General features: G+C 53.2%; 23 protein-coding genes. 9 read left to right on the top strand and 14 right to left on the bottom strand.

What is annotated here, in order from left to right; genetic code table 11:
* Window positions 1-30 precede the first annotated feature (30 nt).
* Complete coding sequence (locus OCV63_RS13650) at window positions 31-474, top strand: hypothetical protein (RefSeq protein WP_158364730.1); 444 nt, start codon at window positions 31-33, stop codon at window positions 472-474.
* A 59-nt stretch (window positions 475-533) separates the two neighbouring features.
* Here the strand turns inward: OCV63_RS13650 and OCV63_RS13645 are convergent, their stop codons facing one another.
* The 7 genes from OCV63_RS13645 to OCV63_RS13615 all read right to left on the bottom strand — a co-directional run bounded on the left by OCV63_RS13645 (window position 534) and on the right by OCV63_RS13615 (window position 5,865).
* Window positions 534-974, bottom strand: coding sequence for a YwiB family protein (locus tag OCV63_RS13645; RefSeq protein WP_158364728.1), 441 nt, complete (start codon window positions 972-974; stop codon window positions 534-536).
* 1 nt (window position 975) lies between these two features.
* Window positions 976-1,800, bottom strand: a complete 825-nt coding sequence (murI, locus tag OCV63_RS13640) for a glutamate racemase (RefSeq protein WP_158364726.1) — start codon at window positions 1,798-1,800, stop codon at window positions 976-978.
* Window positions 1,793-2,116: a hypothetical protein gene (locus OCV63_RS13635; protein WP_158364724.1), complete on the bottom strand. Its 324-nt coding sequence runs from the start codon at window positions 2,114-2,116 to the stop codon at window positions 1,793-1,795. Before OCV63_RS13635 ends, murI begins: the two co-directional genes overlap by 8 nt.
* A 49-nt stretch (window positions 2,117-2,165) precedes the next feature.
* Complete coding sequence (locus OCV63_RS13630; protein ID WP_158364722.1) at window positions 2,166-2,861, bottom strand: GntR family transcriptional regulator; 696 nt, start codon at window positions 2,859-2,861, stop codon at window positions 2,166-2,168.
* A complete protein-coding gene (gene ispE / locus OCV63_RS13625) occupies window positions 2,861-3,754 on the bottom strand; it encodes a 4-(cytidine 5'-diphospho)-2-C-methyl-D-erythritol kinase (protein ID WP_262670878.1) in 894 nt (297 codons plus the stop codon). Before ispE ends, OCV63_RS13630 begins: the two co-directional genes overlap by 1 nt.
* 102 nt (window positions 3,755-3,856) lie before the next feature.
* The gene (locus OCV63_RS13620) at window positions 3,857-5,413 is read right to left on the bottom strand and encodes a DUF3794 and LysM peptidoglycan-binding domain-containing protein (protein WP_158364720.1); all 1,557 of its coding nucleotides are present in this window, start codon (window positions 5,411-5,413) and stop codon (window positions 3,857-3,859) included.
* Window positions 5,414-5,454: 41 nt separating this feature from the next.
* Window positions 5,455-5,865: a protease complex subunit PrcB family protein gene (locus OCV63_RS13615; RefSeq protein WP_158364718.1), complete on the bottom strand. Its 411-nt coding sequence runs from the start codon at window positions 5,863-5,865 to the stop codon at window positions 5,455-5,457.
* Window positions 5,866-6,003: 138 nt separating this feature from the next.
* Between OCV63_RS13615 and malQ the strand changes: the two genes are divergently transcribed.
* The 4 genes from malQ to OCV63_RS13595 are packed head-to-tail and all read left to right on the top strand — an operon-like array spanning window position 6,004 to window position 10,732.
* A complete protein-coding gene (gene malQ / locus OCV63_RS13610; RefSeq protein ID WP_262670877.1) occupies window positions 6,004-7,527 on the top strand; it encodes a 4-alpha-glucanotransferase in 1,524 nt (507 codons plus the stop codon).
* A gap of 9 nt (window positions 7,528-7,536) precedes the next feature.
* Window positions 7,537-8,268: a lysophospholipid acyltransferase family protein gene (locus tag OCV63_RS13605; protein WP_158364716.1), complete on the top strand. Its 732-nt coding sequence runs from the start codon at window positions 7,537-7,539 to the stop codon at window positions 8,266-8,268.
* A 31-nt stretch (window positions 8,269-8,299) separates the two neighbouring features.
* A complete protein-coding gene (locus OCV63_RS13600) occupies window positions 8,300-9,349 on the top strand; it encodes a D-alanine--D-alanine ligase family protein (protein ID WP_158364714.1) in 1,050 nt (349 codons plus the stop codon).
* Window positions 9,350-9,352: 3 nt separating this feature from the next.
* Entirely contained in the window at window positions 9,353-10,732 is a 1,380-nt protein-coding gene (locus OCV63_RS13595; RefSeq protein ID WP_158364743.1) for a UDP-N-acetylmuramoyl-tripeptide--D-alanyl-D-alanine ligase, read from the top strand.
* Window positions 10,733-10,807: 75 nt separating this feature from the next.
* On the opposite strand, the gene OCV63_RS13590 is transcribed toward OCV63_RS13595, so the two are convergent.
* Window positions 10,808-12,244, bottom strand: a complete 1,437-nt coding sequence (locus OCV63_RS13590; RefSeq protein WP_158364712.1) for a purine-cytosine permease family protein — start codon at window positions 12,242-12,244, stop codon at window positions 10,808-10,810.
* A gap of 290 nt (window positions 12,245-12,534) precedes the next feature.
* On the opposite strand from OCV63_RS13590, the gene OCV63_RS13585 reads away from it, so the two are divergent.
* Window positions 12,535-13,176 (top strand): GntR family transcriptional regulator, encoded by a 642-nt coding sequence (locus tag OCV63_RS13585; RefSeq protein ID WP_158364710.1) that lies wholly within the window; start codon window positions 12,535-12,537, stop codon window positions 13,174-13,176.
* 28 nt (window positions 13,177-13,204) lie between these two features.
* A complete protein-coding gene (locus OCV63_RS13580; protein ID WP_158364708.1) occupies window positions 13,205-13,954 on the top strand; it encodes a creatininase family protein in 750 nt (249 codons plus the stop codon).
* Window positions 13,955-14,013: 59 nt separating this feature from the next.
* On the opposite strand, the gene rsiV is transcribed toward OCV63_RS13580, so the two are convergent.
* The 4 genes from rsiV to OCV63_RS13560 form a co-directional block, all read right to left on the bottom strand.
* Window positions 14,014-14,970, bottom strand: coding sequence for an anti-sigma-V factor RsiV (rsiV, locus tag OCV63_RS13575; RefSeq protein WP_158364706.1), 957 nt, complete (start codon window positions 14,968-14,970; stop codon window positions 14,014-14,016).
* Window positions 14,960-15,454, bottom strand: coding sequence for a sigma-70 family RNA polymerase sigma factor (locus OCV63_RS13570; RefSeq protein WP_158364704.1), 495 nt, complete (start codon window positions 15,452-15,454; stop codon window positions 14,960-14,962). The genes rsiV and OCV63_RS13570 overlap by 11 nt, the downstream gene beginning before the upstream one ends.
* A 167-nt stretch (window positions 15,455-15,621) precedes the next feature.
* Window positions 15,622-16,431 carry a hypothetical protein gene (locus OCV63_RS13565; protein ID WP_158364702.1) on the bottom strand — a complete coding sequence of 270 codons (810 nt, stop codon included), beginning with the start codon at window positions 16,429-16,431 and terminating at the stop codon, window positions 15,622-15,624.
* Window positions 16,424-18,049, bottom strand: coding sequence for a TFIIB-type zinc ribbon-containing protein (locus OCV63_RS13560; RefSeq protein WP_158364700.1), 1,626 nt, complete (start codon window positions 18,047-18,049; stop codon window positions 16,424-16,426). The genes OCV63_RS13565 and OCV63_RS13560 overlap by 8 nt, the downstream gene beginning before the upstream one ends.
* Before the next feature lie 120 nt (window positions 18,050-18,169).
* Between OCV63_RS13560 and OCV63_RS13555 the strand changes: the two genes are divergently transcribed.
* Window positions 18,170-19,522: an alanine/glycine:cation symporter family protein gene (locus tag OCV63_RS13555; protein WP_158364698.1), complete on the top strand. Its 1,353-nt coding sequence runs from the start codon at window positions 18,170-18,172 to the stop codon at window positions 19,520-19,522.
* A gap of 499 nt (window positions 19,523-20,021) precedes the next feature.
* Window positions 20,022-20,933, top strand: a complete 912-nt coding sequence (locus OCV63_RS13550) for a LysR family transcriptional regulator (protein WP_262670876.1) — start codon at window positions 20,022-20,024, stop codon at window positions 20,931-20,933.
* Here OCV63_RS13550 and OCV63_RS13545 read toward each other — a convergent pair.
* Together OCV63_RS13545 and OCV63_RS13540 are read right to left on the bottom strand one after the other, a co-directional pair.
* Entirely contained in the window at window positions 20,899-22,257 is a 1,359-nt protein-coding gene (locus OCV63_RS13545; protein WP_262670875.1) for an MATE family efflux transporter, read from the bottom strand. The two genes, OCV63_RS13550 and OCV63_RS13545, sit on opposite strands and share 35 nt — an antisense overlap.
* Before the next feature lie 150 nt (window positions 22,258-22,407).
* Window positions 22,408-24,216, bottom strand: coding sequence for a PEP/pyruvate-binding domain-containing protein (locus OCV63_RS13540; RefSeq protein ID WP_158364694.1), 1,809 nt, complete (start codon window positions 24,214-24,216; stop codon window positions 22,408-22,410).
* Window positions 24,217-24,340 lie beyond the last annotated feature (124 nt).

The raw sequence follows: 24,340 nt of genomic DNA, 5'->3' as shown, positions 1-24,340 counted from the left end.
ATGTGAAATGCCTAGGAGGAACAAGGAATTATGTCTAAGCTTACGATTATATTACTTGTAATTTTAGTAGTGCTGGTTGTAGCGCTGGTGGTTCTCTATTTTGTAGGAAAAAAAGCACAGCGCCGTCAGATCGCCCAGAAGGAGCAGATGGACGCGGTAGCACAGACCGTCAGCATGCTGATCATCGACAAGAAAAAGCTGCGGCTGTCCCAGTCAGGCCTGCCGGAGCAGGTGATTCAGCAGACCCCGAAGCTTCTTCGCCGGAACAAGATGCCCATCGTCAAAGCCAAGGTTGGTCCCAGAATCATGACCCTTGCCTGTGACGCTCAGGTATTCGAACTGCTTCCGGTCAAGAAGGAAGTCAAGGTCGTAGTCAGCGGCATCTACATCACCGAGATCAAGAGCGCCCGCGGCGGACTGGAAGTACCGGAGAAGAAGAAAAAAGGCTTCTTCAAGCGTCTCTTCAACAAGTAAATCAGTGATTAGCAAAGCAGGAGTTCCGGTTCGGAACTCCTGCTTTTTTCGTGCTTTTCTTATAGACTAAGGTTACCCGCCTCCCGGGGCCGGATATTCATTTTGATGTTGCACTCGGCTAACTGCTCTTCGTTGACCTCCAGCACATAGTCCACAGCCACGTCGATGACCTCCTCGCTCTCCTCGATCTTCACCTCTCTGGCCAGGATCCCCAGATCCAGAACCCCGAAGGGCGTCTGATAGCGGGTCAGGGTTTTCTTTCCCTCTTCAAAGACCATCCTCGTGTTGGTCAGGCCTCTTTTCAAGACCTCCAGGGAATTCTCCCCGATTTTAATCGTATTGCTGATGTGACCGTTCATGCCCTCCACGACTTCATCGTAGATCACGTAATGCTTGCCGCCGCGGTTGTAATAATCGCCAGCCGTGACGACCTCCACATTGCCGCCCTCCTCGTCTACCATGTGAAGGCCCGCGATACTCAGCAGAATCTCTTTCTTCATATCAATACTCCTCGATGGGAACCTGCTTCGCCGTCGTAATATCGATGGGCAGAATGGAATCCGCGAAAGCCCGGAATTTCTCCGCCTGATCGCTGACAAAAAATTCGTAGGGGTTTTCCTCGATCTTACTGCCTCCCAGGTTCTCGATCTGATGTTCATGTAAGAGCCGCTTCAGCTCCATAGCCGTCTCGTAGGCCGGATTCACCAGCACCACATCCGGACCCATGATGTCCGCCACCATGGAACGCAGCAGCGGGTAATGGGTGCAGCCCAGGATCAGGGTGTCCACCTTCCGATCCTTCATTTCCTGCAGGTAGCGCTCCGCCACGGTGCGGGTCACCGGATCCTTCCGCCAGCCCTCCTCCACCAGGGGCACAAACAGGGGACAGGCCTTCTCAAAAACCTTCGCCTCCGGCCGCAGGCTCTGTATGTACTGCCGGTAAATATGACTTTCCGCCGTTGCCGCCGTGCTAATCACACCGATATTGCCACCGACACTCTCTCTGGCCGCCACACGGGCTCCCGGACGCACCACGCCGATGACCGGAATATCCACCTGCTGCTGCAATGCCTCCAGGGCGTAAGCGCTGGCCGTATTGCAGGCCACCACAATGACCTTCACGCCGCGGGTCTGCAGGAATCTGGCTATCTGGCAGGAATAGCGGATGATGGTCGTACCGCTCTTACTTCCGTAGGGAACCCGGGCCGTATCGCCGAAATATACGATGCGCTCTCCGGGAATCTGGCGCATAATCTCCCGCGCCACGGTCAGGCCGCCGATTCCGGAATCGAAGACGCCGACCGGGGCCTCTCTTAAATCATTCATCTGTTTCTCCTATATAAGCCTCTGGCTCTTTATTGAAAAATGTGAGATATCGAAACCGGATCCGCACTGCCTTATCCCCAACCCCAGGCATACAATACTCCGGGTACAGGCCGCCCCACCAGGCTGTCTGCTCCACACGGACAGGCTCCGGTTCCCGCGCGTAAATACCGTACAGGCAGGTACCCGCCGCGCCCATGAGCAGCGCCAGCAGGAGCAGTACAAGCTCCCCATGTCTTCTGACATAAGTTTCGATATCTTCTCTGAATTGTTTTCTGTTTTCTCTGGTCATGGCGTCTTCCGAAAATCCTTTCTGCATTCTGATTTTCCAGAGGATGCCCTGTTTCGCTGTATCTTATACGCGATTTTTACGCTTTTTCCGCTTTCTTCTTCTCATTTTCCCGGATGGCTGCCAGAATCGCTATCTTCTGATTGTCGATGTGCTGGCCTACCATGGCGCATACAGCCTCTTTGTCGCCATTCTTGATATTCTCGTAGATGGCCTGATGCTCGCCGTCCAGCTTCTCATGGCTGTCCGTATCCTTTAAGTACTCCAGCCGGTAGCGGTACATCTGCTCCCGCAGATTGTTCAGGATGCTGATGAGGCGCTGATTGTCCGTGGCCGCGTAAATGACATCGTGGAACTTCACGTCCGCCGCCGCCAGGCTGGTGTAATCTTCGGAATCCTTGAGCTTCCGGAATTCCTCTCCGGCCTCTGCCAGATCCTGCAGAAGCTCCGGCGTAATCCGGTCACAGGCGATCTCCGCCGCCATGATCTCCAGAGTCCGGCGCACCTCCAGCACATCCTTCAGATCCTTCTCGGTGATGCTGGCCACGATGGCTCCCCGTCTCGGGATCATGACCACCAACCCCTCCAGTTCAAGCTTTCTTATGGCCTCCCGGATCGGCGTCCGGCTTACGCCCAGCCGATCGGCCAGGTGAATCTCCATCAGACGCTCGCCCGGCTCCAGCTCGCCTCTTAAAATCGCCTGCCGCAGGGTCTGAAATACCACATCCCGCAGCGGAAGATATTCGTTCATAGTTGCGCTTATTTCCTGACTCATCAGCCATTCCTCCTGTTGTTATTATACGGTGTGGTCAGAAACAGCTGCTTCGCCAGACGGCTCTTCCTGATGGCCGCCATGGCTCTGCGGGCCTGCATCCGATCCTCATAAATGCCGAACACGGTAGGGCCGCTGCCGCTCATCAGGGCCACAGCCGCTCCGTTCTCCTCCATGGTCGCTTTTAACCTGCTGATGACCGGGTAGGCCTCCGCAGTCACGGTCTCCAGCACATTGCCGTCCCGCAGGCACTCTGCCATACTCCGGAGATCCTGCTTCTTCAGGGCGTCCAGAATCCCGTCGATATCCGGGTGCTGCTCCGGCTTCAAATCATTGGCGTGCAGATTCTCGTAGACGTATTTGGTCGATACGCTGATCCCGGGCTTGGCCACCAGAATATTGCAGGGCGGCATGGGTGGCAATGGAGTCAGCTTCTCTCCGATGCCCTCGGCCAGTGCTGTGCCGCGCATGATACAATAAGGCACATCGGCGCCGATTTTCACGGCCCGCTCCATGAGCTGCTCCTGGGAAAGTCCCAGCCCGTACATGCGGTTCAGCCCGTACAGAACGGCCGCCGCGTCGGAGCTTCCTCCTGCCATGCCCGCTGCCACCGGAATGTATTTTTTCAGGTCAATGGAAAGTCCGCCCCGGATATCAAATTCCTCAAACAGCAGATTCGCAGCCTTATATACCAAATTATTTTCATTGGCGGGCAGATAATAGAGATTCGTTCTGACCCGGATTCCTTCTTTGTCCTGCTTCACCAGCGCAAGACGATCAAAAATACGCACTGTCTGCATGATCATCCTTACGTCGTGGTAGCCGTCCTCCCGTCTTCGGAGCACGTCCAGACCCAGATTAATCTTTGCCAGTGCCTTTAACTGCATCTTATCCATAGTATTGTACTTCCTGTGTTTTTTGTATACACAAGTATAACAAAGATGGGGGAAAAATGCAAGAAATCTTTCCCCCTCATTGCTTCTCATTTTCCTTTTTTATTACACTTCTTTTATCAAAATCAGCTTCTGCCCGGGGTGCACATCCTCCAGAGCGCAGCCGTTGATCTCGCAGATGCGTTTTTCGGTGCTATGATACTCCCTGGCGATGTCCCAGAGGGTGTCCCCGGGCTGCGCCACATAGAGCACGAAGGCCGGTAACGCTTTCAGACTTTCCGTATCCAGCGGCGCCTCGGTCACAGACGCCACATGGGCAGCCCGCTCCCGGGCCAGCACCAGGACGCTTAAAATCACCACGGCCTTAACTTCCAGCTCTGTGCCGCTGACCATATCCACCGCCAGCTGATCGAGGGCACTGTCCAGATACCAGACGCTGTCCTTCGTCATGCCCGGCACCTCGATGAGCTGCTCAAAGGGAAGAGCCTCCTTCCGGCAGAGGAAAGGATGGCTGTCGTCGGAGGTGATGTAGAGCACCTCCACCTGCAGCGCGCCCTGCACCAGGAGTCCCTGTTCCGCGATGCTTACCTCATCCAGCTTCACCTCGCCGCTGCTGTGACAGATCTGGAGAATCTGCATTTCCGGATGCTCCGTGGCGATGCGGCCCGCCACCCGACACCGGGAGGTACTGCTGATAAGAAGCCGCTCGTAAGGCGTCTCTTCCTTTTCCGGAAACAGCTCTTTTTTCAGGCTGTACAGGTCGGCGATGAGATCCATGCCCTCTTCCTCGTACATGCGGATATCCAGGTTCAGCACTGCGTCTATATGGAGCACCCTCAGTTCTCCGTCGTAATCGGGCTTCACCTCCAGATCCGCATTTCCCAGGGCTACTGTCAGATTCGCGGCCGCGCCCTCATGGCTTCCGCTCACGTCGATCCGGCTGCTAACGGGGATGGTCTGCTCCAGCCATCCCGTCTTCTGCTCCCCGTCCTCGCTCTCGTAGAGGATAAACACCACCAGCTCGCCCTTCATGAGAATCTCGTCCTCGCCGGGTCGAAGCTCTGTGGAGCGTAAGGACACGTCCTGCCAGATAAGTTCTTTGATATTCGGCTTATTGGCCGGGAGAATGATTTCGTCCTTGACCCGGCAGGTGTCCTTTTTCTGGACAGTCAGGGCGGCAGCCGTCCGGTGAATGGTGCGGATTTCCGCCTCCTCGCCGCCCTCCAGACCGGTGGTCATCTCTTCCTGCGCCAGTTCCTCCACAATCAGCTCCAGGGTACCCACGGCCTTGATGCCCATTTTCCGGGAATTGATGAGAACCGCGGAAAGATCCTCCAGGGTGCTGTTCAGCCGCAGACTGTCGCCGTCCCGGGCTGTCTCCACGTTCATACTCTCCTTAAAGGGAATTTTACCCCGGATACTATGTAGGCCGCCCTCCTCCAGATCGTCCAGATAGAGCACCTGGAATTGCAGTTCGCCCCGAATCAGGGCACGGCCATTTTCCGCCCGGATTTCCCCGATTTCCAGCTTTCCTTTTTCCTGAATGATCAAATTCACGTCCGGCATGGTCTCCGAAATATTATAATCGTCATCCAGTGTGATCTGACTGACGGCTTTTCCCTTCTGTCTGGTCATACGGATAGTTCTGCGGACAAGTTCCATACTCTGCCTCCTCGTTCTTTCTATTCAGTCTATGCGCGGCCTCACTGAAATACCACCGGTTTATCCAGGTACTTTGTCTGCACGGTCAGATAGGGATAGCTAACCTCCCCCTTTGCCTCCTCCGGCCCCGGGCCGATAAGGCTGGTGTCGAAATAAATGGCATTTTCTGTCAAATACAGGTCGTTCACGGCAATACTGTAGCCGCCGCTCTCCTGCTGTCCGTACCCCACGCACAGATACAGCCTGTCGTCCTCCTCGTAGGTGAGCTTGAAGCTCTCTGTCTTCTTTTCCTCTAAAATGTCGTAGAGTTCTTTCGGCAGCTCCCGGCCCGATACGATGACGTAGTCCAGATCCGAGAGCTTTTTGGTGGCGTTGGCCTGCATTTTGCAGGCGGTGAGGGGGAGGATAAGCAGCAGCGCCAGAGCTGTCGGCATTCTTCGTTTCCACTTCATGGTATTTCCATCCTTTCTCTATACTTATCTCTATCTTATCTTTATCTTATGGAAATAAATGCCCCCTTAATCCTTGTTTTTTCACGGCTTTTTTATTATAATAGCGGAAGGTGGATTTCCACCCCAAGGAGGATTATTATGCGTTTAAAAATGACTACCGCCGAGGATCCGGTCAACTACCGGTACAGCGGCGTTCTGGCTCACCCCACTTCCTTTCCCTCTCCGTACGGAATCGGTGATTTCGGAAAGGGTGCCTATGATTTTATAGATTTTCTCGCGGAAAGCGGTCAGCACCTGTGGCAGATCCTGCCCATGGTACCCATCACTTCCTTCGGAAATTCCCCCTATCAGGGATATTCCGTATTTGCGGGGGAACCGCTGCTCATCAGCCCGGAGCTGCTTTTGAAGGCCGGACTTCTGGAGCAGGCTGACCTGTCGCAGCTTCCTGATTTCAACCCGGACCGGGTAGACTATGACCGGGTACGGGAATATAAATACCCGCTCTATCAGAAGGCCTATGAGTGCTTTGCCCATTCTGAGAACAAGGAGCTTCAGAAGGACTACGATACCTTCTGCCAGGACAATGAGGACTGGCTGGCAGATTACTGCCTGTACATGGCCCTGAGGGACGAACAGGACGGTCTTTCCTGGACCAAATGGCCGGAATCCCTGCGGAATCTGGATCGACAGAACCGGATCTTCTGGGAGAAAGAGCTGAAGGATCAAATCCACTACCAGGCCTTCCTGCAGTTTATGTTTTATACCCAGTGGCATACCCTGAAGCGCTATGCCAACGATAAGGGAATCGCCATCGTAGGCGATATTCCCATCTTCGTATCCCCCGATGGCGCAGACGTCTGGGCCAACCGCCGTCTGTTCCAGGTGGATACCAAGGGCTATCCCTCTTCCGTAGCCGGAGTTCCCCCCGACTATTTCAGCGCCACCGGCCAGAAATGGGGCAATCCCCTCTATGACTGGAAGGAGCACAAAAAAAAGGGCTACCGCTGGTGGATCCGCCGGGTAAAGCACCAGCTCGACCAGGTGGATTACGTCCGCATCGACCATTTCCGGGGCTTCGAGGCCTACTGGGAGATTCCGGCAGACGCAGAGACCGCCATGACCGGCGAGTGGAAGAAGGGACCGGGTGCGGAACTGTTCCTGGCTATTCAGAAGGAGCTGGGCGACGACCTGCCCATTTTTGCGGAGGATCTGGGTCTGATTACTCCGGAGGTCACAGCGCTCCGGGATCAGTTTGGTTTCCCGGGCATGCGGATTCTCCAGTTCGCCTTTGAGGGCGGCGAGAGCAGCTTCCTGCCCCATCAGTTTGATACCCGCAACTGTATCTGCTACACCGGAACCCACGACAACGACACCACGGTGGGCTGGTACCAGCATACGAGCGATTACGCCCGTGATAAAGTACGCCGTTATATGAACACAGACGCCTCCAGCGTCAGCTGGGACTTTATCCGTATCTGTCTGGGTACCATCGCCCGGTACGCGATTTTCCCGGTACAGGATCTCCTGAAGGTGGGCAGCGACTGCCGCATGAATACACCGGGAACCGCAGAACATAACTGGGAATGGCGGTTCCGCGAGGGAAGCTTAAATTCCGGCATGGCCGGCGGACTTCGTCAGATGACGGAGCTGTTCGGACGATAGGAGGCCTTTATGATTCGATTAATACTGGTGGCCCTTGTTTTATTCGGCTTTCTGATTCTGGGAATCCCGGTGCTGCTCATCGAGTGGGTAATTGGAAAATTTAACCAGAAATGGAAGGACTACAGTTCTCTTCGCCTGGTGCAGGGCGCGTTTAAGCTAATCATGTTCATGACCGGCGTAAAGCTTACCATCATCGGCGAGGAGCATGTACCGAAGGATCGGGCCGTTCTCTATGTGGGCAACCACCGCAGCTATTTTGACGTCGTTATGACCTACGCCCGCTGCCCCCGCCTTACGGGCTATGTGGCCAAGGTGGAAATGCTTCGGTATCCGCTTTTACGGGACTGGATGAAAAACCTGTACTGTCTGTTCCTGGACCGGGATGATATCAAGGCCGGACTGAAAACGATTCTCAAGGGAATCGAATATATTAAAAACGGAATCTCCATCTGTATTTTCCCGGAGGGTACCCGCAACCATCACGACGAGCTTCTGCCCTTTAAGGAAGGAAGCATGAAGATGGCAGAAAAGACAGGCTGTCCCATCATTCCCATGGCCATCACCAATTCCGCGGAGATCTTTGAAAATCATATCCCTTTTATCCGCCGCTGCCATGTGATTCTGGAGTACGGCGAGCCGATTCTGGTTTCCGAGCTTTCCAAAGAGGAGAAAAAATTCCTGGGCGCTTATACCCAGCAGAAGATTCAGGCCATGCTGGATAAAAATAAGGCATTGCTGTAATGAAAGTGATTCCGCAATTTAGGAGGATATTATGAAAATAGTAGTTTTAGCCGGAGGAACCAGCACCGAGCGTGATGTGTCCCTGATTTCCGGAAGCAATATTTACCGCGCGCTGAAAAAGAAAGGCCACGACGTAATTCTCGTGGATCTGTACCTGGGCTACGAGGGCGGATTGCCCATCGACGAAACGATTTTTAAAGCGGATGTGGAGTGGGATAAGGATGTGACTGCCATTTCTGCCGAGCAGCCGGATCTGTCCCACCTGAAGGAGCTCCGCAAGGACGGCGGCAAGAGCCTGTTTGGCCCCAATGTACTGACGCTCTGCGACATGGCCGACATCGTGTTCCTGGGACTCCACGGAGCCAACGGCGAGGACGGCCGCGTGCAGGCTACTTTTGACCTGATGGGCATTCCCTACACCGGCACCGATTACCGGAGCAGCGCCATCGCCATGGACAAGAGTCTGTCCAAGCAGCTGTTCCGCATGGCCGGAATCCCGACCCCGAAGGGCATCACCGCGAAAAACGGCCAGCAGATTGACCCGGCGTCTGTACCCTATCCCTGCATGGTCAAAACCACCTGCGGCGGATCCAGCGTGGGAACCTACCGGGTAGAAAAGCCGGAGGATCTTCCGCAGGCCCTTGACGACGCCTACTCCTTCGGAGACGACGTTATCATTGAGCAGTTTGTGTCCGGCCGCGAGTTTTCCGTGGGCGTCGTGGACGGCAAAGCATACCCGATTATCGAAATTGCCCCGATTCACGGCTTCTATGATTACAAAAATAAATACCAGGCCGGAAGCACCATCGAGACCTGCCCGGCAGACCTGCCCAAAGAGCTGACCAAAAAGATGCAGCACTACGCAGAGATGGTATTTGAAGCCCTGGGCATGCGCTCCTACGCCCGCATGGACTTCATGCTGGATACAGAGACCCTGGAAATGTACTGTCTGGAGGCCAACACCCTGCCGGGCATGACCCCCACCAGCCTGCTGCCCCAGGAGGCTGCCGCTCTGGGTATGTCCTTTGAGGATCTGTGTGAGGAGCTTATCCGGGTTTCTCTGAAGCATAACGAGGTATAGATGATGAAGCATATGTCTTTAGCTGAAATCGCAAGCGCCTGCGGCGGCACCTATGTGGGAGATGACGGCTTAAAATCCGTCGAAGTCACAGGCGTTGTCATCGACAGCCGGAAGGTGGAGCCGGGCTTTCTCTTTGCCGCCGTTAAGGGCGAGCGTGTGGACGGCCACAGCTTTATCCCTGCCGTCTTCGCCAAGGGCGCTGCCTGTGTACTCTGTGAGGACGCGCCGGAGCATCCGGCCGGACCTTATATCCAGGTAGCTTCCACACTGAAGGCCCTAAAAGATCTTGCCGCCTATTACCGCAGTACCCTGACCATACCGGTGGTGGGAATCTCCGGCAGCGTGGGCAAGACCAGTACCAAGGAAATGATTGCCTCCATTCTGGGACAGCATTTTCACGTACTGAAAACCGAAGGCAATTTCAACAACGAAATCGGCCTGCCCCTGACCATTTTCCGTATCCGCGAGGAGCACGAGGCGGCTGTCCTGGAGATGGGAATCAGCGACTTCGGGGAGATGACCCGGCTTGCCCGCATGGCAAAGCCCACGGTCTGCGTGCTGACCAATATCGGTCTCTGCCATCTGGAGAATCTGAAAACCCGGGACGGCATTCTGAAGGCCAAAACCGAGATGTTTGAACAGGCCATGCCCGGCGCTCAGATTATTGTAAACGGCGACGACGACAAGCTGATTACCCTGAAGTCCCGGACGCCAAAGCCGACCTTCTTTGGGCTGGATTCTTCTCTGGATCTCTATGCAGAGCATGTGGAAAATCTGGGACTGGGCGGCAGTCGCTGCGACTTCGTGACAAAAGCGGGCCGTTTTACCGCGCTGATTCCGATTCCGGGCCACCACATGGTCTATAACGCGCTGGCAGGTACAGCCGTGGGTCTGGCGCTGGGACTGACGCTCCGCGAGATTCAGGCCGGAATCGAGGCGCTGAAGCCGGTCAGCGGACGCAATCATCTGATTCATACGGAGAAATGGGATATTCTGGACGACTGCTACAACGCCAACCCGGTATCCATGGCGGCTTCCCTGGACGTTCTGACCAACGCCCTGGGACGGAAGGTAGCCATTCTGGGCGATATGGGCGAGCTTGGCGAAAACGAAAAGCTGCTCCATTATAACGTGGGCTGCCATGCGGCAGACGATCAGATCGACGCCATCTTTGCCGTAGGCGAGCTTTCCCGGGAATTGGTAAAGGGCGTACAGGCAAAGGATCCGGAAGGCCGACTGATCTGCAGGCATTTTGCTGCCAAAGCGGAGCTTCTTACGGCCCTGCCGCTGCTTCTTCTGCCTGGGGATTCGATCCTGGTAAAGGCCTCCCATTTTATGGAATTTCCTGAGATTGTAGAGTGGCTGGAGCGCCACGGGAACTAAAAAAATACTTCTTACGCCAAAAGCAGGCCGGTCACTGATTGCCCGGCCTGCTTTTTATATTATTCAAATAACCGCTTATTTTAATCCTGCTACCAGTTCCTCATCAACCCTTGCGTCCGGAGTCAGTTTGTAAATAGCGATGTAAATGATAAAGGAAATTACCATTGCCACCAGACCTGCCGGAAGATCCAGAGGAAGCTGTACCTTGTACTGGAATACGAATCCGAGAATTGCTCCAATGATAAAGGAGATTACTCCTGCCCAACGGAAGTTCGGATGCTTGTTTAACAGCTCCATATTGTATTTATCTTTGTTCTTTCTTCCGATGATAAAGTAGTCAGCAAGAATCGGGGCACAGAGAGGTGGGGCCATCGAACCCAGAACATTGATAAAGTTTGCAAAGAACAGCTGATAGAACGCAAAGGTTCCCAGAATCGTTCCCACACTGCCTGCGATAATAACCAATTTTTTACGCGGCACTCTGACACCCAGAGCATTCAGAGATGGGCCTGTATATAGTGCGTTACAGTAAAGCTCGCTGTTATCGGTGGTCCACAGTGCGGTGGTCCATACCACTACGCCCAGAATTGCAACCAGCAGGTTTACGCCCAGCATCCAAAGCACATAGTTAAAATCGCCGATATGTACCGTTCCGATATATCCGACGATATTCAGAATCGGATTGGTCAGAATAAAGCAGGCTGCCGCACAGCCCCATACTGCTTTTACACTCTTATTGAAGCGGAACATATCTACGCCCATAACTGCGCCTGCAATCCAGCTTCCTACTACTGCGGTAATCGCCTGACCCATACCCAGACCATGAAGACTGCTTGCCTCGTCCAGAAAGCCACCTACGCCGCCAGCCTGTACTACAAAAATTACACCTACTACGACCGCAACAATCAGAATCAGCGGTGCAAAAACATCGGATACCTTTTCAATCGCACCCATTCCGCGTACTGCGGTATAAGTAAATACAATGCCCCAAATCAGGCAGGCAATCGTAACCTCCAGCGTAATCGGAGCTACACCCGTAAAGCCGTACTGAGACGGATCAAATACGATAATACCTGTAGGATTGCCGACAAACGCTCCCCAGATGTCTCCAATCATTCCCAAAATACTAGAAAACCATCCAAGGGTCAGCAAAGCCATAACTGCCATGGGAATAACACTTCCCTTATAGCCATAAGAAAAGCGTGATAAAAGCGACAGATTTAAACCTGTCTTCTGAGCTACGATACCAAGGGAACAGGTGATCAGATACAGGGCACCCATGCCCAGAATAACCGCAAGCATAGCCTGTGCAGGCGGCATTCCACCGGTTCCGCCGTAACCGCCCAAAGTTCCGCCGATAATCAGACCGGTTACTGCATAACCAAATCCAATCCATACCATGAACTGACTTTTTGTGGAACGACGTGCCGTAACCGGAACTGGTTCCAGCATAAATTCTCCATCATCATATTCCGACTCCTGGGGACCTTTTTTCACTTTGTTTTCATCCATAAACCTCTTTTCCTTTCTGTTTTCTTAGTTTCATTCATCCTGCTCTGTTGTTCGAAAAGAATTTCCTCTCAGACTGCATATATGTATATCAGATGTATATCACAGAAATACATTCCTCGTCAATAACTTTTAGATAATTCAGCAAAAAACAGCATTTATACCAATAAGTCCGCTTTATTTTCGTAAATATTCCTGTTAATTTCTCATTGATCCTTTTGATTATTGCACTTATAATAAACTTAAATTCATTTATCCCTGTCTGTTCCCACTGTAAGAGGAGACATTACTCTATGGCATTAACCACGCAACCCAAAAATCTTTCTACAACAGAATCTATTCTGGATCAGCTGCGAAACGACATCAACAATTTTGTCTATGACGAGCAGTTTATTACAGAAGCTGCGATATCCACACGCTTCCAGGTGAGCAGAACGCCTGCCAGAGAGGCTCTGAATACGCTCTGTCAGGAAGGGATCCTTGAGAAAATTCCACGAAAGGGTTATCTCATACGCAAGCTCTCTCTTTCTGAGCTTCAACAGCTCTGTCAGTACCGTTCCATTCTGGAATGCGGCTCAGTGGAGTACGCGATTCGTTTTGCTTCCGATTCTGATTTGGAAAAAATCTCCGAATTAGCCAATCGAACCCTTGATCCGAAGGATCCGGATTTCAATAATCAGTACCATGAGCTGAATCTGACCTTTCATCTTTCCATTGCCAGGCTTACCAGGAATACCTACCTGATATCTGCCCTGGAAAATGTGTTTAACCGATTGCGTCGGGATCTTCTCATAGACGGCCGCTCCAATCTGGAAAATTCTCTGGATATGCACATACAGCTGGCTGCGGCTATGAAACGCAGAGATCTGGAGCAGGCTCACCGGATTACAGCTGATCAGATTGATTTTGTTGAAAAACGACTTTATTTACATTAACTATGTATCCTGAAAGGAGATTTATATTATGATGAACGAATTATGGAAAATGACGGCACATCAGGTGAAAGAAGCTCACTTCACAAAAGCAATCATCTCTATCGGCTCCTGCGAGGCTCACGGACAGCATATCGCAGAGGGCTGCGATACCCTGGTAGCTTATAAGCTTTCCAAACAAATCGCAGACCAGGTAGACGGCATGATGGTGCTTCCGCCTATTACCATTGGCTACAGTGCCCATTACGACAGCTTCCCCTTCTCCCTGACCTTCAGCTATGACACCACCATTGCTGTCCTGTATGATACCATCGAGTCCGTACTGCGCAACGGCATCAACCATATCTTTATTATGAACGGCCACGATGGCAATATCGCCCCCATTGAGATTGCTTCCCGCAAGATCAAAGAGAAATATCCCGACGCGCAGATCGCTGCCCTGACCCAGTGGTGGGTTGCAGCCGGTAATCTGCTCCCGAAGGATACCTTCGAGGTATGGGACGGTCTGGGCCATGCAGGTGAGGGCGAAACCTCTATCGCTTACTACCTGTTCCCGGATTGGTGCGAACCCGAATACGCTACTTGCGTGATCCCAAATCTGCCTTCTGAAGTAGAAATCAAATGGGATTTCTCTGAGCTGACCGATACTGCCCAGACTGGCGATGCCACCAAGGGTACCGCCGAGAAGGGTAAGAAGATGAACGATGTAATCGTCGAGCACGTTGTAAAGACTTTGAAGGAATTGGATGCAACCGGCTGGAAGTACAGACCGGAAAAATAAATCTATTTATCTCAAAAAGGGGAAGCTGCTTTCGCGGCTCCCCTTTTCTCATGTACTTTTTATTTTATAAATCCGTCCTGCACGATATCCTGAATCACTTCCGTCGGAATGGTGAATTCCACGCTGCCCATGCTCATGGGAGCTACTTCTCCTTCGTCAAATACGATAACCAGCCTGCCCTCCTCGTTGATATAGAAGGTGGTGTCCGCTGTAATAGACTTGAAATCCCATTCCGGGGTGTCGCTGTCCAGCCAGTAAGTGACATTCTCATCGGCAGCCATCTGCTCCTTCATCTGCTCCCGGATATTCTCACTGATGGGATCGATGTAATTGACTCCTTCCTTGAATATACCGCTTAAATTAATCAGCTCTCCGGTCTTTTTATCAATATGGTAAATTTTTACTGTTTCTTCACCGCTGGCCATGATAACCAGCTTATCAAACCGGATAGAGAACAGACGCTCCGAATCGGTAATCACCTGATAGTCCAGATCCACCGCCTGATATCCCTGGCCATCTGCGGCCTCCACGTCTGCCTGATACTGGGCAATGATCTCGTCGGTGTATTCCTGGATGCTCTGGTTGATGGCGTCGGTGCTTTCCTGATTGACGATGCCGTCTTCATTTTTCACCTCTACCTCCGGCACCTTAACGTCGGCATACATCTGATTGGTGCTGTCCTGATATTCCCGGAAGGTAACAACCTCCGCGATAGCTCCGATAACCGGGATTTTCGCCATGGCGTGGGCGATATTGGCGCCGGAATTGGCCATGACTGTGATTGCGATGACAGCAGCTGCTACGGCTCCGCCTGCAGTCTTTACGAAGGCAATCATTTTATTCTTCTTTTTCACGGGTTTTCTCTTCTTTTCTGTAGTCGCTGTGGTTGTCTGATTTTCTGTTGCCATATCTTTCTTCGCCTCCCGGATGCCTGCCTCTACGCGGTTTCGAAGCTCTGCGGGAATGGGGATCTCATGATATTCCTGATTCATTTTTCTTAACCTTTCATCCTTCATAGAGCAATTCTCCTTCCGTCAATTCCACCCTGAGCTTTTTCAGACTTCGATAGAGTATGGTTTTCACCGTGTTTGTATTTTCCTGGAGCGTCCGGGCGATGTCCTCCAGCTTCTGATCCTCGAAAAACCGCAGTACAATCACTGCCTTTTCCCTGGGCTCCAGAATCTTCAGGGCCTCCAGGGTATCGAAATCCTGATAGGTATCTTCCTTTCCGGTCTCTCCTGCTTCCTCCAGTCCGGTTTCATTCTTTCTGCTGCGGATCAGATCCACAGCAGTATTCATGACAATGCGCCAGATCCATGTCCGGATATAGGCTTCCTGCTGCACTTTACCCGCGTTTTTGATGGCCTTGTATACACTTTCCTGTACAATGTCCAGGGCGTCTTCTTCGTTTCTTACATAAGAGTAGGCCAGCCGGTACATGGCTTCATAATTGTCCAGGATCTGGTCTTCTACTTTTTGCTGTAAGGATACTGTTTTCATCTTCTGTCCCGTTCTCCTTTCCTTCCATTCTATCTGTTAGACGGCAGAAACCTTGAAATAGTTTTAAAAAATATCATTTTATTTTCTGCTGTAAAAATTACCCTGGGGAAAAGCCTGTGTCAACCGGCATTTTCTGTCAGGGTAATTTCAAATTCTCTCTATCGCTTTTAGAAGCTGTGACCGCCTCCGGAGCTGCCGCCGGAATCGCCTCCTCCACTGTAGCCTCCTCCGCCGGAATCGCTTCCGCCGCCGGAGCCGGAGCTTTCCGATTCCGTAAACGTGTAGGTACGGATACACTGCTTGGATACCTTCAGCTTAAACCGGTTGGTATCAAAGGGAGTCATCCGCACTTTTTCTTTTTTAACGGTCATACTCCGGGCTACTCTCAGATACAGGTAGTTGAGCAGGAAGCCCAGGATAATCGCCAGGAACAGGTTGTTGATCCGCTGCATGGGCCGCCAGATGCTGCTGCCGGTGAGAAGTCTCTGGCACTGCTCAAAGGCTCCGATGGCACAATCGTCGTAGCGTTTGGCGCTGGCCAGCCGATAGATATTATCCGTAATGGAGTTGGCGTCCCGGTTGCGGATGATATGCCGGGTGGGACCGGTGCAGTACAGATAGATCTCCCTGTGATACATATCAATGGTGAACATGACCACAGGAGCCTTTTTGGAGCTGCCGTAGTATCCCGCGCAGACCTTTTCACAGACCGCTGCCGTAGTGGAAGCCTCCTTTTCCTCTGTGGTATAGAAGATGACGTTGGCGTACTCGGAGATGGGCTCCATACTGGCCAGAACCGCTTCTTTTTCATCGTCGCCCACCAGTTCTGCCTGATCCTCGTAAATGATATCGTACGGATCCGCCGCCAAAACAGTTTTATTTCCAATGAGCAGACTGCCCAGCCCAATGCCCAATACCACTGCACAGGCAATCTCCATTTTCCAAAGAAGGCTCTTTTTCTCTTTTCTTCTACTCACGGTTATGCCCTCCTTTATAAAGCTCAAACTGCGGCATGGGCCGGGAACAGCTTAAGTTGTAATCCCGGATAATTTCCAGAAGCATCAGGATATCCACGCCGAAGGCCGCCAGGATCACTGCGTAATACCACAGATCCTCCACCGGGTTTACATAAGCTGTCACGCCCAGCAGCAGTGTCGCCAACAGGCAAAGCCAGTCCACCGGCAGGGTCCGGGTCCGCTTTTTCCAGAGCTTCGTCCGCTTCGGCGTATCCTTCAGGATAAACACCAGCTGGAACACTGCGGATACCAGCGCCAGGAGCACCTTCAGGGACTTGCCGCTCTCCGTGTAGGCCGTATCACAGAAGGCCACTAAGATAAAGGTAATCAGTAAAATGCCGATGGGCGTACCAATGACAGAGGCCACTATAATCAGCGGAATCTTCCATTTTTCATTGCTCAGGCGTTTCTTCCGGCGCTTCTTCTTTACCCGGTATTCCCGGGCAACCTCTCTCTGATAAAGCCTCTTAATATTGGAATGCCACAGCAGGCACAGCACCAGGTTAAACAGGGCTGTGATTCCCAGCATGGTCTTTGCCGTAAACATCAGATCCTGAAACAGGCTGAATATCACAAATAACACAGCCGCCAGGATCAGAGATACGATTGTAAATTTTTTACTGTCCACAGGAACGTCACAGCTGATATTCGCATTTCGCCCGTCGATGGCCGCATAGGCTACACGTCCTTTGTTCCGATAGGACATGAACCAGACCGGTTTCAGCACGTCGCCCGCATAACGGGTATGCAGAACCGGTTCCCGTTTGGCTCGGGTAACGTCCATACCGGCCAGGTTAGCATTTAACTGATCCTCCAGCTTCTGTCCGGCCACAGTCTCGGCATACGGCTCATAGACCTCCGGCGGTACGTCTGCAGTGTCCGCATAGAAACCGCAGAGAAAGCCCGGCGCGAAAACCCGGCCGCTTCCCCGGTCAATCCCGTCCTGAATCCACTCGCTCTGCTCGTCCGGAAAAGAGGAAGAAGCCGCATGGGTGATATCCGTCACCTTTCCGGAAGCCTCGATATTCATATCCCATTCCTTTACCGTATAGTGCCGTCTTCCTTTTTTCTTGCCGTTATAAGTGGTAGTCTTTCCCTTCATCTGGTACGCGCCCTCCGCCTCCGCTTCATAGGAATGAGAGGGGACGTAGATTCCGCGGAATTCATGCTCCGCCTCCGGATTCTTATATTCCTCCGGCACATAGGCGCACCGATTCACAAAATCCCGGAACCGCTTCCTGCAGTCTGACTTGTCCACGGTAAATGGAAAAATCCGGAAAGGCACCTTGATCTGCTCCGTCCGCTGCTGCAGTACCGCAGACGCGCCGCAGTAGCTGCAAAAGCCCGCAATGGTATGGTCATTGGTGTAAATCTCGCCGCCGCACTGGGGGCAGCGGAAGGCCTGGATCTCGTACAAATCCTGTTCCGCGTCCTTCTCTCGCTTGATCGAATCCACAGCAAAGCTGCTGCGGCAGCTTCCGCAGCGCAGTCTTCCCAGCTTAATATCGTACAGCAGTTCACTGCCGCAATTAGGGCATCCGTACATCCTTTTTCCTCCGTATTTTTCATATTCTTCCATTCTTATCCTACTTATGAGTATAACCGTTTTTAACAGTCCCGGCAACTAAAATACCGCAAGGCATATTTTCTTTTTTCCCTTCATATATATCACCAGACTTTCTCACGCAGGTTCTATATTATGTCAACTGTTTGTACGGTTATAGAGGCTTTGAACCGGTTTCTCTGGGGACTTCCGATGATTTTGGGGTTGGCTGGGACGCACATTTTTCTGACCTGGAAGACGGGATTTGTGCAGAGGAGACTGCCGCTGGCGGTGCGGCTTTCCGTGGCGGCTGAGAACTCGGGCGCAGGGGCCGGAAAGGACGGCGGTGGGCTTTCGCCCTTTGCTTCGCTGTCTACAGCCCTGGCCTCGTCGCTGGGCGTCGGAAATATCGTCGGTATGGGGACAGCTGTGGCCCTGGGCGGGCCCGGGGCGGTGTTCTGGTGCTGGATTACCGGCTTCTTCGGGATCGCGACCACTTACGGGGAGGCGCTGCTTTCGCTTAAATTCCGGGTGCGGGGGCGTGACGAACGGCTGGTGGGCGGGCCCATGTATGTGCTGGAATATCGGCTTCACCGAAAAGTCGCCGCCATCTTCTTCGCGGTCTGCGGGGTGCTGGCTTCCTTCGGAATCGGCTGTGCCATCCAGGTACACGCCATAGCGGATATGCTGCCGCTTCCCCCCATTCTCACGGGGCTCACTGTGGGGCTTCTCACCTGCTCCGTGATCTTCGGCGGCAGCCAGGCTATTTCCCGGGTCTGTGAGAAGCTGGTACCCTTTATGACCCTGTTTTATCTCTCAGGCTGTCTTATGATTCTTGTAGCAAATCGGGCTTTCCTGCTGCCAGCCTGCCGCCTGATTCTGAAATGTGCCTTCGCGCCCCGGGCTGTCTCAGGCGGCATGGTGGGCTCCGGACTGCTGCTGGCAGCCCGCTACGGGGTAGCCCGGGGCCTTTTCACCAACGAGGCCGGGATGGGAAGCGCGCCCCTGGCCGCTGCCTCCGCCCGCTGTTCCGATCCGGTGCGGCAGGCCCTGGTGGCCTCTACGGCCACCTTCTGGGACACGGTGGTGGTCTGCCTGATCACGGGGCTGGTCATCGTAAGCCATTTCCTGGCCCGGGATCCTGGCCTTTTGACTTCTGGTGTGGCCATGTCCGGCAGCGACTTTACCTGGCGGGCCTTTTCTGCCATTCCCTGTCTTGGACAGCCGGTACTCTTATTCAGTATCGTGACCTTCGCCTATGCTACGATTCTCGGGTGGTCCTTTTACGGGGAGCGGTGCCTGGAATATCTCTTCGGAACGAAAAGCTTCTTCCTGTATCGGCTCTGCTGGGTCCTTACACTGGTGTTCGCGCCGGTGCTGCGGCTTTCGCTGATCTTTGAGGTCTCAGATCTGCTGAACGCGTTGATGGCGCTGCCGAATCTGCTGGGGCTTCTGCTGCTGGCGGATGTGATCCGGGACGAAACCAGGATCTATTTTTCCGGGAAATAAAGTGAAACACCCTACGGGTGTACCTGAATGCCCTGAGAACACGGGCAAATGTAGTGAAACACCCTACGGGTGTACCTGAATGCCCTGAGGACACGGGCGAATATAATGAAAGGGACTGCCAACTTCTGCTGTGTGCTCATCGCTCACCTCAGACCGGCAGTCCCTTTTGATTATTGTCTATACTGTTTGTCGTTTCCATATTTAATTTTCCTCAGCCTTTTTATAACACCGGCTCCTCCGCAAAGCTTTCGTAATACTCCTTAAAGAACTCGTTTACCTTTGCTAAAATCTTCTTCATAAGTCATGCTCCTTTCTTCAATTCACCCATGTTCTCAGGGCATCCAGGAATACCCGTAGGGTATTTCTGTGCTGAATACTTCCGGGATTTTTTGAATCCCTTGTTTCTTGTTGTCTTTACTATAGCACCTTGCAATTCACTTGTGAAATACATATAATAAAAGCATCTTGATACTCAAAAAGTATAATGCAGGAGGCCATCATGGAGCTGAGACACATTCGATATTTTAAGGCAGTCGCAGATGAAAAAAACTTTACCCGGGCAGCGGAGAAGCTGAATATCGCCCAGCCGCCCCTGAGCCGCCAGATTCAGGATCTGGAAAAGGAGCTGGACACGAAGCTGTTCCTTCGCAGTCCCCACAGCATCTCCCTGACCGAGGAGGGGGAGCTGTTTCTCCAGTACGCGAACCAGATTCTCGACCTGGTCAATAAATCCGCCGAGGAGGTCCGGGAAGTCCGGGAGGGCCTGCAGGGTATGCTCTACATCGCCTCCGTGGAGGGCTGCTGCCCCCATCTTTTCGCCGAATGGATCTCCTCCTTCCAGGAGAAATACCCCCATGTCCAGTACAACCTCTGGAACGGCAATTCCGACGACGTGAACGCCCGCGTGGCCAAAGGCCTCTGCGAGGTTGCCATGATTACCGCCCCCTACAATAAAGAAGGCTTTGAAGTACTTCCCGTCTGCAAGGAGCCCTGGGTGGCCCTGCTGCCCCATGAGCATCCGCTGGCGAAGCTGCCCGGCGACTCCGTAACCCCCGAACAGCTCCTGCCCTATGACCTTCTGATTCCTTCCCGGGAATCCCGGAAGCACGAGATCGACCAGTGGTTCCTGGGCACCGGGCAGAAGCCCATTATCCGGGGCCGCATCGCCCATATGGTAAATGCCTACGAGCTCAGTCTCCACGGCGTCGGCGTCTCCATTTACCCGGCTTCTATCTCTTCCCTGATCCGGGCCAATGAGCTCTGCGTCAAAAAAATCAGCCACCCGGACGCCTATGCTTCTTACGCCCTCATCTGGAGTAAGAACCATCAGCTGTCCCATGTGGCTGAAGAATTCATCATTCATGTGGAAAACAGACTTACACAGCAGTCTCCGGCCGGAGCACTCCCGTAACTTTTTTCATGCAATACAGGCAGGTTGGGAAGATATACACGCAGGCCGCTATCCAGGCCGTCTGATCCGCAAAGCAGATGGCCGTATAGCCGAAGGTTCCCACGAAGCCCAGGCTGACTACCGTCCGGGCAATCATTTCCATCACGCCGGAGAAAAAGGCGCGGCCGGAGAAGCCCAGTCCCTGGGTCACCATACGGGATACGTTCAGAATACCGAGACTCCAGTAGAAATAGCCCATACACCGCAGATATTTGGCGGAAGCATCCAGAACCTCCACGTTGTCTTTGCTCAGGAACATGGTGGAAAGGGTTCGTCCAAATAGAATCAGGATCAGACCCGCAAATACACCGTATCCCACGGCCACACCCATGCCCCGGAACATGCCCTGGCGAATCCGCCTGGCCTGACCGGCGCCCAGATTCTGGCTGCAGAATACGGAGGTCGCCGTCGCCAGCGCGTCAAAGGGGCAGAGGGCGAACTGCTTGATTTTCACTGCCGCCGTGAAGGCTGACACATAGACGCTTCCCAGACTGTTATTGGCCGACTGCATGACCATGCTGCCGATAGCGGTAATGGAAAACTGCAGACCCGTAGGCAGTCCCATCAGAAGGAGCTCCTTCATGGCTTCTCCATCCAGCTCCCGGTTCTCCCGGGACATCCGCATGAGCTTCACCCGGCGGATGATAAATCCCAGACACAGGAGGCCGCTGATGGCCTGAGAGGTCACGGTCGCAATGGCCGCTCCGGCGCAGCCCCATTTCAGGACTACGATGCAGAACAGATCCAGGAAAATATTTAAAATCGCCGAAAACGCCAGGAACAGAAACGGCGTCCTGCTGTCTCCCACTGCCCGGAGAATGCTGGACAGGTAATTATATAACAGGGTAAATGGCAGGCCGATAAAAATCACCAGCAGGTATGCGTAGGCATTGGCGAAAATGTCCTCCGGCACAGACAGGATCTGTAAAATCCAGCTGCAGAGCAGCGTACAGGCCGCCGTCACGATCACCGCGATGCCCGCGGTCAGAACGCCGCCGTTGAACACATAGCGCCGCATGGTATCCTGCCTGTCTGCGCCGAAATATTTCGCAATGGGAATTCCGAAGCCCGTGCAGGCTCCCATACAGAAGCCCAGAACCAGAAACTGCACGCTGCTGCTGGCGCCCACCGCCGCCAGGGCCTTCGCTCCCAGGGTCTGCCCTACGATGGCCGCGTCGATGATATTGTAGGTCTGCTGCAGAAGATTGCCCACCAGAAGGGGAAGGGCGAACTGCAGCATGGATTTTAAAGGATTGTCTGTGATCATAGATGTTCCGGTTGACATATTTTTACCTCTTACGAAAAAATCTCAAAAAAGATACCTTAATGGTTTACTACTTCTTCCGCTTTCTGTCAACGGTCTTTTTCCACAAAAAAGCAAAAAGACACGCGATTTTTCCACATCAGAAAACCGCGTGTCCACACTTCATCCTCTTCACTTTTCCCCCTGCACAATCCGGCATACCGCGCGGCCTTCTTTGGCGTCCAGCAGAAGTCTCGCATGGTGTTCCGATACGTCGAATACCCGTATCAGCTTTCCGAATTCCGCCTTATCCGGCCAGATCGCCCCAAACACATCCGGGAAGGTGTTCAGATAATCCGGGCGGTAGATCTTCGTCTTGCTGTTCTCATTGATGGCCCCGTAGTAGATGTCCGCTTCCACCAGCTCCTGGAACATGTGGCTGCCGTAGGACAGGGACGGGTTGTAACCGGCCTTGCTGTAGGCCACCTCGCAGATGGCGGAAAAGCAGCTCACATCAGAATATTTCACCGGCACGCCAAGCTCCGGCGAGGAGGTTCCGCAGCGGCCCGGCACCAGCAGCATCATATGCTTTCCCTGCTGGCTGAAATACTGGTTGATCATTCCGATCATATTGGCCACATCCGGCTTCTTCGCGTATGGATAATCATAATACTTCTGGGGATCCACCCAGACGATGATATCCAGCTTTTCTTCCTTGGAGCGCCACATGGAGGTTCTTCGGACGTCAAATAAGACCTCTTCCTCATGCCCTTCCGGCATTACAAACTTCTGCTCGGCCACCTGGCGTAAGGGTCTGCACTGGAACAGATTCAGGTGAATCTTCCCGTCTTCGCCCTCTTCCATGGCAAATTCGATGTCCACAGGGCGGCCATATTCGCCCTCCAGCATCTTCAGGATGCGCTGCATCATACGCATAAAATCATTGTCGTAGGCGATGCCCTGGCAGTCCGCGAACAGCACCGGACGGTATCGTCCCATTTCCTGTAAGCGCTGTTCCGCGTCCGTATCGTGACTCAGGATCAGCTTCTTCCCGCGCTCCGGTAAAAGGGGCATCAGCTCCTCCAGCCAGATGGTCCTGTGCCCGGCGCTCTTCAGATCCAGCACATCCACCTGCCGCTGGGAATATTTGTGGCGTTCGCCAGCAGTGGCATACAGGCTGCCCCGTGCGCGATCCAACGCAATCAGTCTCGGATAATCGCCGGGGGTACGCTCTACCGCCCTGGTTCCGAGCCCCGCCACGATACGCAGCATACCAGCCTCCGGATTCATCTGCTCCATCCATTTATAAGGATTGTAGGAGCAGCCCATACCGGCCGCCAGAGGAAGGTAATAGCCGCCCATGCGCATCCCTTCCACCCGTTGCACCAGCAGTGCCATGCGTTCATCTGTATGGGTCAGGCCGCGGGTTCTGCGGTATTCCACCGCGGATTCGTTCCAGACACTCTTGTATACACGGAACACCGCCGCCTTCAGTTCTTCCATTCGCTCCTCTTCTTTTCCCTGATTGGTGCAGAAGACGGATTCGTATTTTCCGGTAAATGCGTGATCGAAGCCGTCCTCCAGGGTGCTGCTGGAACGGACCACATAGGGGTCGCCTCCCAGATGACCCAGCAGTTCCCCAAACTTCCTCTTCGTCCGCTCGGAGAAATTCTCCTCCCAGAGATATTCCGCAAATACATCGGATCCGATAAACCAGGAGTGATGCGGGAGCAACAGTGACTCATATTCGGGAAGCTTCTCTCTTATCAGCTTTCTGGCAAGCAGCACGCCGCAGGCCTTTCCTCCGATGACACCGTCGCCGACCTTGTGGCGCAGGACCGTCCGGTAGTCTTCCTCGTCAAACCATTTCACAATCAGCTTTTCCATCCGCGGCTCGCGGGTCATCAGCTCATTGCAAAGCAGTCTCTTCTCCTGAAATTCCAGCGTCTGCCCGCTTTCCAGCTTTTCTCTTACTCTTATTATTTCCTTCACTCTGCTCATGCTACCCACTCCGTTCGCAGCATACGCTCCGCGATGCACAGGACTCATGCTGACGCATGAGTCCGTGCCTGCATAACCCGTGATTTCGGCATCTGCATGCCAAAACACCCCGCGGGACAGTGAC

Origin of the sequence: Laedolimicola ammoniilytica (assembly GCF_025567165.1) — a bacterium.
GTDB lineage: Bacteria > Bacillota > Clostridia > Lachnospirales > Lachnospiraceae > Laedolimicola > Laedolimicola ammoniilytica.
The sequence above is the reverse complement of the archived record's forward strand: the minus strand, read 5'-3'. Positions and strand labels throughout refer to the sequence as shown.